Raw genomic sequence first — 12,674 nt, 5'->3', positions numbered from 1 at the left:
CCGTGTTGACGATGCCCTTACCCGTTCCAAACCGTGTCTATTGCCGCCTGCGCCAGTCCAGCCGCGGCGGCGGAGGGCCGAGATTGGGCGGCGGGGCGTCGGCCGACAGGGGGTCAGCGGGCAGGGGTTCAGTGGGCAGGGAGTCGGCCAGGGCGGCCCCGGGTCGTACGGCGTCAGATCGGCCGGCTTCAGATCGGCCGGCTTCAGATCGGGCTGCGTCGGCGGGCGGAGCGCCCGGCGGTGCGGTTCCCTCGTCCCGATTGTCTCTATCGTCCTGGTTGTCGCTGGCTTCCCGCTCGGGTGGCTCCGACTTCCCCGCTCCCTGAGGCCGCGTTCCGTGGCTCCGCCCTCCATACCTGTGCGGTTTCGATTCCTCGGCGGCCAGCGCGGCCCGCCGTACCTCGCCGAACTCGTGCAGCGTGGTCTTGGGGAGGGTGAGGATCGCCGGGTTGGCGTCGGCCAGCCTCACCTGCCGTCCCTCCGCCGTCGCATGCGTGACGATCACAGACGTCGTGGGGAGCTGCTGGAGCTGGTGCGGCTCGACCAGGAACTCGCGCGACCGCTGCAGCACCCCCTCGGCGACCGTGTTGGCGTGACGACCCCATTCGGTCGACTCCGTGATGTCCTCCCTGAGGTCGCCTTCGCCCTTCTCCTCCTGGTTGGTGTGGCCCGCACCCACGGTGGAGGTGTAGAAGCCGCCGGCGCCGTGCACCGCCGAGCTGAACGTCTCGGTGAGCTGCGCCAACTGCAGGCGGTGCTCGGTGCCGACGTGCTCGCTCGCCACCCGGGCGTCCTCCGCGTTGCCCAGGCGCATGAACGCGACAGCGGCGTGGCCACGGCCCAGGCGCTCCCGGACCGTCGGGGTGAGACTGCGGTAGGTCAGGACGAGCCCGGTGCGCGAGGTCTCGCAGGCGTCCATCAACCGGTCGAGCACATCGCCGCGCAGCTTGTCCGCCCCGGCGACGATGATCGTGTGATACCAGGGCCGTTCACTCGCCGGCGACTGGCGCAGGATGTGGGTGAGCGCGGTGGCGACGTACGTCCCCAGGACGCGGTTGCCGAAGACGCCGGCCTGACGATCCATGCTGACCACGCGCAGCCGGGCGGGCGGCAGCCGTACGGCCTCGGTGCCGAGCGCCTCCAGCTTGCGCAACTGGGACTCCAGCGCCCAGGCCCGTTCGATGACCACCCGGTCGGCCACGCCCCGGCCGAACAGCATGCCGATGCGTTCGAGCTGGCCCGCGGTGAGCAGGCCGAACCGCATGTCGTCGCGCGGGTCGCCCACCTGGGCCAGTGCCCGCAGAGCGGCGGTGACCTGGCTGATCGTCGCGTTCTCGCCGAGGACCTCCAGCACCCGTTCCAGGATCGCGTTGTCGAAGCCGATGTCCCGGCTCGTCTCCTCGCTGACGCTGACCACGTGCGCCAGCACGTCGGCGAACGCCTCGGGCTTGAGCGTCGCGCCCAGGTCGAGGCGGGGCAGGTCCACCGGGAGCACCCAGACGAGCGGGTCGTCGCCGCCCCGCCTGGCCAGCTCGATCAGGTCCTTGGCGATCGCGCCCTCGGACAGGTCGAGGACGGTCAGGTGGCCCCCGCTGTAGAGGCGGGTCGCCCCGATCAGCGTGATCAGCGCCGACCAACCCGGCAGCGTGCCGCCCGCCACGTCGACCCGGTCGATCTCGTCGGGCACGGCCACCGCGTACCAGGTGAGCTGGCGGTCGAACCGGTTCTTCCGCTCCGCCCAGTCACGGTATTTCGCGGCGTGCTCCTCCTGCGCGGAGACGATCTCGCGGCGGCGCCGCTCCTGCTCGCGCCGGGCCGACTCCCGGCGCTGGCTCACCCGCGCGTCGACGGTCCGGTTGCCCTGCCGGATGGCGTACGCGCAGATCCCGGCGACGCCGCCGGCCGCCACCAGGCCGAGCAGTACGAGCGGCCAGGCCAGCAGGCCCAATACGCCGAGAACGAGGATCACCGCCGCCACAACGGTCATGAACGTACGGAAGATCCGTACCGGGCGGTTGAGCAGGTCCTCCTGGAGCCGTGCCCTGCGGAGCCACTCGTCGTCCTGCCCGGCCGCATCCTCATCGGCGACGACGTCATCCCGGGCCGGACGCTTCGGTGGTGGCCCGGGATCCGGGTACAACAGAGCGTACTGCCAGCCCAGGTAGATCCGATCTGCCTGGGGCTGGGCATGCTCAGGGTGCGGGTCGCCCACGAGCCCAGTCCTCCATGTCCGCCTCGATCACCAGCGTAGGAGTTGAAAGCCCTGTCAGGGTGGGCTTCTCGCCATTCGCGCCCTTTATATTCCTGCCGCAGGCGGGATCGAGAGCATGGTCCTGCCGGAGGCGGGATCAACGAGGCGGATGGGGCGAGTGTGGTCGTACTACCATCGCTTGCCATGACGTCACCCAGTCATGGCACCCGTCGCCGACGCCCGGTCCTGGTCCCGGTCGCCGCAGCGCTGGCCGCAGCCGGGATCGGCGTCACCGCCGCGTTGGGCGGGCTGAAGGAGGCCCCGCCGGAGAAGCCTCCACAGCTCACCCCGGGGCAGGCCATCGACCAGGGCCAGTTCCGTACGGAGTTCCTCGAGGCCGTCGACACGACCGAGCAGGGCAGCTTCGGCATGACCAAGCGCTACCTCGAAATCTTCATCAAGGTCACCAACCTCGGCAAAGAGACCACGAGGGTCGGCCTCCTCCCCAAACCCGGCAAGATCTCCGAAATGCCGCTCTCCTTCGCCGGATCCCTCCTCAGCGTCAATCCGGAGATCAAGAGCAAGTACGGCGCCGACGTGTTCGTGCTGAGCTACGGGATAGAAAGCCGTCAGCTCCATCCCGGGATAACCACGACGGTGGTCGTGAAGTACGAACTGGAACCCACGGCCACGGCACCCGCCGAGATCCGGGTCGACGTGGGCCGTCTCTTCTACGGCGCCTTGGGCATTCGGGACCGGACCCACTACTGGCAACTCGTCGGAGAGGACAAGGACGGCGAGTTCACGCCAACCGTCGCCGCGCAGGTCTCCCTGCCCGTACGGCAGGAGCAGGCGTGATGGCCGTGACACAGTCCGGGGCCTCCCCCGTGACCCGTCAACCCGTCGAGTCGTGCCGACGGCCGAGCAGGAGGGGGGCCGGGGCGCGTGTCGTGACCGCCATCGCCGGCGTCGTGCTCGCGGCGGCGGCGGTGTACGCGCAGACCTTCATCCTGCCGACCGAACAGCGCAGCTCACGGGTCACCGCCAACGGGCTGGTCGGCGAGGTGGTGGAGACCCACGGCTTCAGCATCAAGGTGAGCTCGGTGACCGCGGCCAATGCCGTGGACACCACAGACTTCAGCGACAACGTGACCAAGGTGGGCACCAGCAACCTGTTCCTCCTGGTCGACATCTCGATCACCACCACCCGCGTGCCCATGCGGTTGAGCCCGGGCTCCAATGTCGTGTTGCTCACGGAGGACGGCCGCCGCTACCAGACGACCGACAAGGTGGACGTGAGCCTGACCGCCTTCAACAGGCGCTACCAGCCAGGGTTCTGGTCGAGTGGCGTCCTGGTTTTCGAGGTACCCAAGGACGCCGTACCGGGCGCTCGGATGATCGTCGCTCCCCCGTCCGAGGTGATCGTCGACTATTCCGCCCCGGAGGCCGAGATCGACCTCGGCCTGTCCGGCGACGCGGCCTCCCGATTGATCAAGCAGGCAGAGGACTACCACTCACTCGTGAGTAAGAAGCGATGACCGAGCCTCCCACGAACGAGACGCCGCACGAGCGCGACTGGTTCGCTCCACCGCCGAGCCAGCCCACGGAGATCCCGGACGACCCGTCCGACATCACCTACAGCGGTCCGCTGCCTCAGGCGCCGGTCGCGATCCCGATTCCCGGCCGGCTGCGGCCGCCCCAGGATGTCCGGGTCTGGCCGCCTGAGCGGGAAGCGGACTCCACCCAGCCATTCCCCGCCCTCCGAGCCACCCCGCTCGCGGCCTCCCCTTCACACGGCGCGCCGTCATCCACGGTGCGGCCGTCCGTGGAGTCACCGCCGGCGCAGCCTTCACCTGCCGAGCAGCCCCCTGCCGAGTCCACGCCCAGTGGTGAGGAGCCCAGTGGTGAGGAGCCCAACCGAAGCCCGCGCCGTACGGTGCTGCTCAGGGCAGGTGCGGCGCTGTCGGTAGTCCTCGCCGTCGGTGCCCCTGCCTGGTTCGGCTACAACGTCTACAGGTATATGCGGCCCAGCGACCACACCCAGTCCGTGCAGCCCGGCCAGCCCGGCGTCTGGCAGCACGTTTCCTGGCAGGCGTCGCTTGAGAAAATCTCCGACCCGACGGGACAGCCGGACACCTCGGATCGACAGTGGATGAGGGCCGTGGTCACCAGGACCGCGCTCGACGGCGAGGGCGCGATCCGCCACGGTTCTCCAGAGCTACGGCTGACGGACGAGTCCGGCCGCCTTTGGCTCATGGAGGAACTCAAGAACGACACACCGTTCGACACCGAGGAGAACAAGGTCGGCACGCCGTACCGGATCGAGCTGGTCGGCGTGGTCCCGCCGTCCGTCGCCGATCAGGTCGAGATCCTCCTACGCCCCAGCATCGCCCGTAGCGTCCCGGGGCAGTCCGTCGAGGACATGTTCAAGGAGTCTGTGAAAACAGAGAAGCCGGACCACGTGCTGCGGTTCCTGCGCTGAGTCCGCGGGAGATCCCCCCGGGGACTACCGGCGGCCGAGCCGCTGTCTGGTCGCCGCCAGATCGAAGGTGGCGGCGACCAGACACATGGTCAGCGTGGTGACCAGTAGATCGGTGACGAAGCCGACGGGTACATGTGTCATGAACCAGATGTACGGCTCATCGATGGCCACGAGATAGCCTCCTGCCCGCCCGAGGTAATCCCCGCCCACCCGCAGCCCCACGTAGCACAGGGCGAACAGTCCGAAGAGCGGGGCCCCGCCGCGCACGGTGAGTCGCAGCGAGTTGAGCAGCGGGATCCACCGGCCGGTCCATCCAGCACCCAGCTTGATGAGCGCCAGTCGAGTCCAGTTGTGCGTTCGTTCCACATGCACCACCGCCCGCTCCAGACGGGTCCCCCTGATCGTGGTCCGGGTATCCTCCGCGTACGCCCCATAGACCAGGATGCCGACCGTCAGCCACACGAGCGGAACGACAAGCGCGTCGATGGCGTACGGCCAGATCTCCCCGATGAAGCCGGTGAACGGCTCCCAGCCCGGAACACTCGCATTGGCCTCGGCCGTCCAGTCCTGCCATCCGGCGACGATCTCCCGGCTACCCAACCAGTCGGAGCGGGCCCCCACGGCGGCGTATACCGCGTTGATCCCATAGAACACGAAAGCGAGCTCACCGAAGGTGGCCAGGATGCCGGAGAGGCGACCATTGCCGGCCTCGTGGCGTCGACCGAAGAACGTCTTGATCAGGTAGGCGACCGCCATCGCCACCAGGGAGATCTTCACGTCGAGGCTGATGAGCCCGGCCATCACGCCACTGTCCTCACCCGCGAACACGTCGACCAGGATGCGATCCGGTTGCCGGCGCAGGTCGATCTCCATGAAATCACGGACGTCCTGGGAGGCGAATCCCCAGGTGAGGTAGATGCCGGCGAAAACGAGGGCGGTGCGGTTGAGTGCGCCGAGTAGGCTCTCCCGGCCCTCTCCCGCTTCTCTGCGCGCCCTGGTCTCCATGAGGGCGTCCCGGATGGCGTACAGCATGCCGGCCGTTGTCGCGAGCGACGTCATCACGACGAGCGTGAACAGGAACATCACCACGACCAGCCGGGCCTGGTACCACGACCCGTGCGAGAGCGTCGCGGCCAGCAGGAGCAGCCCCCACCGCACGAGACGCCCCAGTGAGAACCAGATGATCAGCGGCAGTGCGCACTTCGCGGCGATCCGGAAGGCATGCAACGGCAGCGCGTACGGCGACAGCAGCCAGGTCGGCCTGCCGACGCCCCGGCGAGGAGCGGCGATCTCGGACGTTCCAGACACCTGCCGCATGCTATCGGCTCACCCACTCCCCCGTCGGCGCCGTCTTGCCACCACCCGCCTGAGCGTGAGGTCCAACCCGAGCAAGTCTTCCTGGTCACCTTGAGCATTGAGAGGTTGGACATTGGAGCTATGTGATACAGGTGACGGAATGCGGGTGAACAGTCGGTTGCGCGGAACAGCGACAACCCCGATGACCGCCGACGAGATCATGGAGCTGTTTCGTGGCTCCGGTGCCGAGGATCCGGCTCATCGCTCCCGGGCAGGGAGCGTAGGGGTCGAGCGACTTTTCGTGGCGGACGTGGACAACGTTGCGGAAATCGAAGCCATGGTGCTCGGCATCACCGAGTACTACAGGGATCGGACCGCCCCACCGCCCGAAGCCGACCCCGTACCAACGCCAGAGGAGTTGGCAGCGGCGGACAACGCCGACTGGTGATCGAAACTGATGCTGTACCCTGGCTCGATCAGGCTACGTGGAGCCATGCCCGCAGCGCACAGCGGATGACTTCGCTGGCACTGGTTTGATCGTGCTTGGCCCGCGTGAGCAATGCAGAGCGCAGCTCGGGGTCGAGCCTCACCGGAACCACATCGGCAGGCGCGGAACCGATTGGCCGCCTACCCCCCCGGCGGCGAAGAACATCCACGTCGTATCCGGCTTCGGCTTCTTCCGCCAGTGCGGCTATGAGCTCCTCTGTGATCGGTACGCCACCGGAGGTCGGAACGTCCCCGTTCATCCTAGACATGCTCCCTCCTCGCTCCCCATCGCAAGAGACCACGGTACTTGCGTCTCATAGGCATCGTTCTATCCGCAGACGAAGGCCGGTGCGTTCGAGGGGAACGCACCGGCCTTCGCACGGATGGGGGAAGAGACGGTCAGACGGACACCGCGAGCTGGGCGACCTCGCCGAGCTTGGCCTCGACCGCGACGTCCTTGCTGACGCCACCGCCCGCGATGATGCGGACGGTCCACTGGCCGGGGGCGGCGAAGAAGCGGAAGACGCCCTCGTCGGAGACGACGACCTCACCGGTGAACTCGCCGGAGTGGTCGAGCAGGCGGGCGTAGGCCGTACCGGGGCCGGAGACGACCCCCTGGATGACGGCCTGGGTGGACAGGTCGATCCCGGCCGGCAGCGCGATGGTCTGCTCCGGTGCGGCGCAACCCTGAGTGGTCATCAGCGGGCCTCCCCCAGCTCGATCGGCACGCCCACGAGCGAGCCGTACTCGGTCCATGATCCGTCGTAGTTCTTCACGTTGGGCTGCTCGAGCAGCTCGTGCAGCACGAACCAGGTGTGCGCCGAGCGCTCGCCGATGCGGCAGTACGCGATGGTGTCCTTGCCGAGGTCGACGCCGGCGCCCGCGTAGAGCTCCTTGAGCTCCTCGTTGGAGCGGAACGTGCCGTCGTCCTTGGCCGCCTTCGACCACGGGATGTTGCGGGCGGTCGGCACGTGGCCGCCCCGCTGCGCCGCCTCCTGCGGAACGTGGGCCGGGGCGAGCAGCTTGCCGGTGAACTCGTCGGGCGAGCGCACGTCGACCAGGTTCAGCTTGCCGATCGCGTTCACCACGTCGTCACGGAACGCGCGGAGCGAGAGGTCCTGCTCCTTGGCCTGGTACTGCGTGGCCGGCCGCTCGGGCACGTCGGTGACCAGCTCGCGGGAGTCGAGCTCCCACTTCTTGCGGCCGCCGTCGAGCAGCTTCACGTTCTCGTGACCGTAAAGCTTGAAGTACCAGTACGCGTAGGCGGCGAACCAGTTGTTGTTGCCACCGTAGAGGACCACGGTGTCGTCGTTGGCGATGCCGCGGGCCGACAGCAGGGCCTCGAAGCCCGCCCTGTCGACGAAGTCACGGCGGACCGGGTCCTGAAGGTCGTCCCTCCAGTCGATCCTCACGGCGCCGCGGATGTGGCCCTTCGCGTAGGCGCTGGTGTCCTCGTCGACCTCGACGAGCACGACACCAGGCGTGTCGAGGTTGGCCTCCACCCAGTCGGCGTCCACCAGCACGGCGGAACGGCTCATTGCATTCTCCCAGGTTGTAGACGGCGGATGAACAAGTACGTTTCGCAGCCGAGGCAGAAGCCGAAGACCGCGTTGAGGAAGGCGGCCAGCAGTGCCGCTGCTGTCGCACCCAAGGCCAGCGGGGTGAGCCCGGCCACGAATCCGATCAGGCCCGCGACCGCGAACGCCAGACCGACGGCCTGCGCGAAGCGCGGCGGTGCGGCGTCCTCCATTTCGCGCGGCGGCCCCAGCCTCGGACGCACCAGCGCCCGGAACACCGGCCCGTACGGCGAGACGCCGCACGCGCCGAGTGCGAACACCAGCGCCTGGGCCGCGAGCAGCCAGGAGCTGCGCGTCACCAGGACTGTCGCGAGAACAAGGGTTGTTATGGCCGCACCGAAACGGGGACCACGCGGGTCGATCTGCATCGTTCGGGGTGCTCCTGAAGGATTCGCGGAAAGCGGCAGGCAGCCGCGGGAATCACCCTCAGGCCATGCGACAGAGCGAGGTCGCGACGCGGCAGAAGTCAACCGCGCGCCGCTTCGTCAGCAGCTCTGTCGTGGGAGTCATGACCATGACAGTACCCGTCGTCTCGGAATCTGTCACTCGCTGTCCGCTTGTTGAGATGACTCGTGAGACGGATCGACCATCGCCACACCGAGCGCCGCGATCACATCAGCCTTCCGTGGCTGGCCGGAGGCCCTTTTCACCACGTTTCCCGCGCCATCGAGCACGAGCACGGTCGGGGTGCGCAGCACATCGAAACGCCTGGCGAGATCGATCCGCGACTCGGCGTCGATCTCGATGTGACGGACCCCCGGCACCATCGCGGCCACCTCGCCGAGGATCCGGCGCGTCGCCCGGCAGGGCTGGCAGAAGGCGGTGGAGAACTGTACGAGAGTGGCCCGCTCACCGAGCTCCGCGCCCAGACCACCGGCGAGATCATCGGCGAGCCCACTGTCCACGGCGCGCATCCTCCCGTCGCGATGCCTCTTGACGAGCCCGATGAGCACGCCCACCGCGAGCGTGACCACGAGAACGACGATCCCTGCCATCAGGTGCTGGAACCCACGGCTGTGCACGTTTCATTCCCCGCCAGCTCACTTCCCGGCGGTTTCACTCCCCGACGGCTCATTCCCGGGCGAAATCACGACGGTTTCGCGACCGGGGCGGAGGTCGTCACGAGCGTGCGCCCGTCCGATGTGGACAGTTCCAGGCGCCGGATGTCGCCGGCGAGTAGCGATGTCGACCCCTCGAAGACGTTCTTGCCCGGCCCGAGTTCTCCCGGCCCTGCCGTCCAGGTGCCGACCGCCGACGCGCCGCCGTCCGGGCCGATGGCGCGCAGCGTGCACACCGTCCCGGCCGGCACCCCCGCGACCTTGGCGAGGACGTCGGTCCCGCCTTCCTTGGCGGTGAGCCGTACGGCGAGGGTCACGTCGCCGCTGCGTCCGCGCGCCTCCGAGACCGGCGGGGGCGGCGCGGCCTCTGTCGTGCCGAACGTCTGGGCTTCAGGGCCGGGCGTGGCGACGTCAGCGGTGGACGGTGTGGCGCCGGGGCTGGGGTGGGCCTCCGTCTTCTCCCGCGTCGTGTCCGGCTGGGAGGCCTTCGCCTGAGGTTGCGCGATCGCGGGCCGCGACTCGCCGTCCCTGGTCTCGATGGGCTGCTCGGCGGCGCGGGCGGCCGTGTCGCTCGCCTCCCGCGGCGCCACCCCGTCGGCGACGGTGGAGGCCCCCGAGGCCACGCTCGCGTCGTAGGCGGGGGGCTGTACGGCCGACGACAGCCATGCCGTACCACCCAGCGCGGCCACGACCACCGAGGCCGCCAGCGCCAGCATCGTCCGCGATCGGCGGCCCCGCCGGGCCGAGGCGGCGATCAGCCGCTCCAGCACCACCGGCGGCGGTGCGGCGGCCTGTTCGATGTCCTGCTCGGACACCCGGCCGAGCACGGCGGGCAGTCCGGACAGCTCGGCGAGCTCGGACCGGCACGAGGGACAGGTGTCCAGGTGCGCCTCGACCTCGGCGGTCTCCTCGGCGTCGAGCGCGCCCAAGACGTGGACGCCGAGCGAGATCCGGACGTCGTCGCAGGTCATGGCGCCAACCCCCGTTCCTCCAGAGCGAGTTTCAGCGCCCGGAGCGCGTAATAGGTGCGCGACTTGACCGTCCCCGGCGGGATGCCGAGGATCTCGGCCGCCTCCTTCACCGATCTCCCCCGGTAGTACGTCTCCAGGACGACCTCACGATGTTCGGGCCGCAGCGACGCCAGCGCGTCCGCGACCGCCCACGATTCAACGGCCCGGTCGAGCTCGTCGTCGGCCGGCAGCACGGCGAGCGCCTCGTCCCCCGTCTCCTGCGGCCGCGACCTGCGGGCCCGGTGCTGGTCGACGACGAGGTTGCGGGCGACGGTGAACAGCCACGCGCGGACCGGACGTCCCTCGAGCACCGAGGGGTGCCGCCAGGCCCGTAGCAACGTCTCCTGCACCACGTCCTCCGCCCTGCCCGGATCGCCGGTCAACCGCAGCACGTAGCCGTACAGCGGCCCTCCGTGATCCTCGAAAAGTGCGCGTATGAGCTCCTCGTCGGCGGTTCCGGCTGGACTCACATCTTCATCACGTACGGCGGGGCCGTCCGGTTCAACGGAGCCACCGGCTCTCGACGGCCCACCCGCTTCGGCGGCGCCGTCCGGCTCAGTGGAGCGGGACATCGGCGGCTACGCCCTGGATCGCGAGCCCCTGGGACGTCGTCTTCACCTTGATGATCTTGAGTTTCAGCGGCAGGTCCTTCACCGGGACGGTGAAACCGAGGTGCCTGGCCACATTCGGCACCGTGATGCCGCCCGCGATCTTCACGTTGGTCGGCGTCAGCCGTACCGCTCCCGGCACGACGTCCATCTTGAGGTCGGCGGTGACCGGCACCGTCCGGCCCAGCACGGTCAGGTCGCCGGAGACCTTCAGGGTGTCGCCGCCGTCCCCCTCGACGCGAATGCCGCGCGGCGCACGGGCGGCCAGGGTCTCCCGCGAGATCACCACTGTGCCGGTGACGCGCTCGGCCCGGATCGGGGTCTTAGAGGCGTTCTGGATCAGGTCGGCCAGCGGCGCGGTCACACCGTTCAGCGTGGCGTCGATGCTCGACAGCCGGATGCCCTCCCGGGTCATCGGTCCGATGCCGACCTCGATCTCCTCATAGCGCCCCGAGATCGCCTGGGTGAGGAAGGGGAAGCCCTTGATCTCCACGGATGGCGTCTCCGCCAGGTCGTACGCGCTCGCGACCTGCCGGGCGATCTCCCGCTGCGCCCCTGTGACGGCCACCCGGTCGACTATGGCGAGCAAGATGACGAGCACGATCAACGACAGGATCAACTTTCGCATCCGACTCCTCCATGGAGCACGCCAGGCCGGGCGATCAGCCTAGCCCGTCATCCCCCGGCGAAGGGGGGTAAAACTTCGACCACGGCACCCTGTGGAAGGTCGATCGTGGCCGGGTCGCGAAGCCCCGCCGGTGCGCCGTCGACGAGGAACGACGAACGACGCAGCACCTGCTCGATCCGCGGATTCCGGGCGATCTGCGTGATCAGCTCTCCCAGAGTCTCAGCGGAGAACGGCTCCTCCGCGACGCCCGCGGCCTCCTTCGCCGCGGCCCAGTAACGGACCGTCCCCGTGGCCATCGCCGTCAACTCCCTCCGCTACGCCCATGCCGCGCATTGCCAAGACCGGACGTGCCGCGTGCCGTTGAGACGACCGACGCACACCGGACGCATAAACGCTGTGAGCTAGCCTAGAAGTAATGGACCTGGGCGACGTGGCCCCCGGGTCCATACGTGTTTTGTAGGCTACGGCCGCCGCGCCGAGGAGGCGAACGTGAGCAACCTGCTCCTGCTGACCAACGCGCTGGAGCCCTCGGCGCAGGTCCTCCCGGCGCTCGGGCTGCTCCTGCACTCGGTTCGGGTGGCGCCGGCGGAGGCCACCGCGCTGATAGACGTCCCGCCGGCGGACGCCGTAATGGTCGACGCCCGCCGTGAGCTCGCCCACGCCAAGAGCCTGTGCCGCCTGTTGCGTACCACCGGGATCACCTGCCCGCTCATGGTCATCGTCACCGAGGGAGGCCTGGCCGCGATGACGGCCGAGTGGGGCGTCGACGACGTCCTCCTCGACACGGCCGGCCCCGCGGAGGTCGAGGCCCGCCTGCGGATGGCCATCGGGAGGCTGGCGCTGCAGGCCGCCGAGGATGTCCCGGACGAGATCCGCAGCGGTGACCTGGCGATCGACGAGGCCACCTACACCGCGCGCCTTCGCGGCCGGGTGCTCGACCTCACGTTCAAGGAGTTCGAGCTGCTGAAATATCTCGCCCAGCATCCGGGCCGGGTGTTCAGCCGCGCGCAACTGCTGCAGGAGGTCTGGGGCTACGACTACTTCGGGGGCACCCGTACCGTCGACGTGCACGTCCGCCGGCTGCGGGCGAAGCTCGGCGCGGAGAACGAGGCGCTGATCGGAACGGTGCGCAACGTGGGCTACCGGTTCGTCCCCGGCGAACCGCAGGCCGAGCCCCGCGCGGAGCCGCGGACACGCACCCAGGCGACGACGGAGACAGCGGAGACACGGGCCCGGCCGGAGACGAAGAAGCCGGAGGCCGGCGCACGGACCAGGTCCGCCGGGCATTGAGCCAGGCCCGCCCCCGTCGGGCCGGCAGATGGCGTTTATCGCCGACGA

At 69.1% G+C, this 12,674-nt stretch carries 16 protein-coding genes; 5 read left to right on the top strand and 11 right to left on the bottom strand.

The genetic code is table 11. The features are described 5' to 3' along the window. Positions 1–37: 37 nt before the first annotated feature. Positions 38–2,212 carry a hypothetical protein gene (locus ACFHYQ_RS20085; protein WP_394302689.1) on the bottom strand — a complete coding sequence of 725 codons (2,175 nt, stop codon included), beginning with the start codon at positions 2,210–2,212 and terminating at the stop codon, positions 38–40. Between the two features lie 183 nt (positions 2,213–2,395). On the opposite strand from ACFHYQ_RS20085, the gene ACFHYQ_RS20080 reads away from it, so the two are divergent. From ACFHYQ_RS20080 to ACFHYQ_RS20070, 3 genes are read left to right on the top strand one after another with little or no spacing between them, the layout of a single operon-like run. Next, entirely contained in the window at positions 2,396–3,049 is a 654-nt protein-coding gene (locus tag ACFHYQ_RS20080; protein WP_394302688.1) for a hypothetical protein, read from the top strand. Beyond that, positions 3,049–3,729, top strand: a complete 681-nt coding sequence (locus ACFHYQ_RS20075; protein WP_394302687.1) for a DUF4352 domain-containing protein — start codon at positions 3,049–3,051, stop codon at positions 3,727–3,729. The genes ACFHYQ_RS20080 and ACFHYQ_RS20075 overlap by 1 nt, the downstream gene beginning before the upstream one ends. Continuing rightward, positions 3,726–4,673 (top strand): hypothetical protein, encoded by a 948-nt coding sequence (locus ACFHYQ_RS20070; RefSeq protein ID WP_394302686.1) that lies wholly within the window; start codon positions 3,726–3,728, stop codon positions 4,671–4,673. The genes ACFHYQ_RS20075 and ACFHYQ_RS20070 overlap by 4 nt, the downstream gene beginning before the upstream one ends. A 24-nt stretch (positions 4,674–4,697) precedes the next feature. Here ACFHYQ_RS20070 and ACFHYQ_RS20065 read toward each other — a convergent pair whose 3' ends face one another. Next, a complete protein-coding gene (locus tag ACFHYQ_RS20065; protein WP_394302685.1) occupies positions 4,698–5,981 on the bottom strand; it encodes a hypothetical protein in 1,284 nt (427 codons plus the stop codon). A 190-nt stretch (positions 5,982–6,171) separates the two neighbouring features. Between ACFHYQ_RS20065 and ACFHYQ_RS20060 the strand changes: the two genes are divergently transcribed. After that, positions 6,172–6,417 carry a hypothetical protein gene (locus ACFHYQ_RS20060; RefSeq protein ID WP_394302684.1) on the top strand — a complete coding sequence of 82 codons (246 nt, stop codon included), beginning with the start codon at positions 6,172–6,174 and terminating at the stop codon, positions 6,415–6,417. A 437-nt stretch (positions 6,418–6,854) separates the two neighbouring features. Here ACFHYQ_RS20060 and ACFHYQ_RS20055 read toward each other — a convergent pair whose 3' ends face one another. The 9 genes from ACFHYQ_RS20055 to ACFHYQ_RS20015 all read right to left on the bottom strand — a co-directional run bounded on the left by ACFHYQ_RS20055 (position 6,855) and on the right by ACFHYQ_RS20015 (position 11,632). Then, positions 6,855–7,154, bottom strand: a complete 300-nt coding sequence (locus ACFHYQ_RS20055; RefSeq protein ID WP_204018689.1) for a DUF1416 domain-containing protein — start codon at positions 7,152–7,154, stop codon at positions 6,855–6,857. Then, the gene (locus ACFHYQ_RS20050; RefSeq protein ID WP_204018690.1) at positions 7,154–7,993 is read right to left on the bottom strand and encodes a sulfurtransferase; all 840 of its coding nucleotides are present in this window, start codon (positions 7,991–7,993) and stop codon (positions 7,154–7,156) included. Before ACFHYQ_RS20050 ends, ACFHYQ_RS20055 begins: the two co-directional genes overlap by 1 nt. After that, positions 7,990–8,400, bottom strand: a complete 411-nt coding sequence (locus ACFHYQ_RS20045; protein WP_394302683.1) for a DUF4395 domain-containing protein — start codon at positions 8,398–8,400, stop codon at positions 7,990–7,992. The genes ACFHYQ_RS20050 and ACFHYQ_RS20045 overlap by 4 nt, the downstream gene beginning before the upstream one ends. Before the next feature lie 58 nt (positions 8,401–8,458). Continuing rightward, positions 8,459–8,542 (bottom strand): putative leader peptide, encoded by an 84-nt coding sequence (locus ACFHYQ_RS20040; RefSeq protein ID WP_372446775.1) that lies wholly within the window; start codon positions 8,540–8,542, stop codon positions 8,459–8,461. Between the two features lie 32 nt (positions 8,543–8,574). After that, complete coding sequence (locus ACFHYQ_RS20035) at positions 8,575–9,054, bottom strand: TlpA family protein disulfide reductase (protein WP_394302682.1); 480 nt, start codon at positions 9,052–9,054, stop codon at positions 8,575–8,577. Positions 9,055–9,119: 65 nt separating this feature from the next. Next, positions 9,120–10,061 carry a zf-HC2 domain-containing protein gene (locus tag ACFHYQ_RS20030; RefSeq protein WP_394302681.1) on the bottom strand — a complete coding sequence of 314 codons (942 nt, stop codon included), beginning with the start codon at positions 10,059–10,061 and terminating at the stop codon, positions 9,120–9,122. Then, positions 10,058–10,570 (bottom strand): sigma-70 family RNA polymerase sigma factor, encoded by a 513-nt coding sequence (locus ACFHYQ_RS20025; protein ID WP_275409038.1) that lies wholly within the window; start codon positions 10,568–10,570, stop codon positions 10,058–10,060. Before ACFHYQ_RS20025 ends, ACFHYQ_RS20030 begins: the two co-directional genes overlap by 4 nt. Positions 10,571–10,655: 85 nt before the next feature. Then, positions 10,656–11,336, bottom strand: coding sequence for an LmeA family phospholipid-binding protein (locus ACFHYQ_RS20020; protein WP_394302680.1), 681 nt, complete (start codon positions 11,334–11,336; stop codon positions 10,656–10,658). 47 nt (positions 11,337–11,383) lie between these two features. Continuing rightward, positions 11,384–11,632 carry a MoaD/ThiS family protein gene (locus ACFHYQ_RS20015; RefSeq protein WP_055483130.1) on the bottom strand — a complete coding sequence of 83 codons (249 nt, stop codon included), beginning with the start codon at positions 11,630–11,632 and terminating at the stop codon, positions 11,384–11,386. A 193-nt stretch (positions 11,633–11,825) separates the two neighbouring features. On the opposite strand from ACFHYQ_RS20015, the gene ACFHYQ_RS20010 reads away from it, so the two are divergent. Beyond that, a complete protein-coding gene (locus ACFHYQ_RS20010; protein WP_394302679.1) occupies positions 11,826–12,626 on the top strand; it encodes a winged helix-turn-helix transcriptional regulator in 801 nt (266 codons plus the stop codon). The last annotated feature ends 48 nt before the right edge of the window (positions 12,627–12,674 follow it).

The organism is Sphaerimonospora cavernae (assembly GCF_042435035.1).
Taxonomy (GTDB): domain Bacteria; phylum Actinomycetota; class Actinomycetes; order Streptosporangiales; family Streptosporangiaceae; genus Sphaerimonospora; species Sphaerimonospora cavernae.
This window is presented reverse-complemented; position numbering and strand designations above follow the sequence as displayed.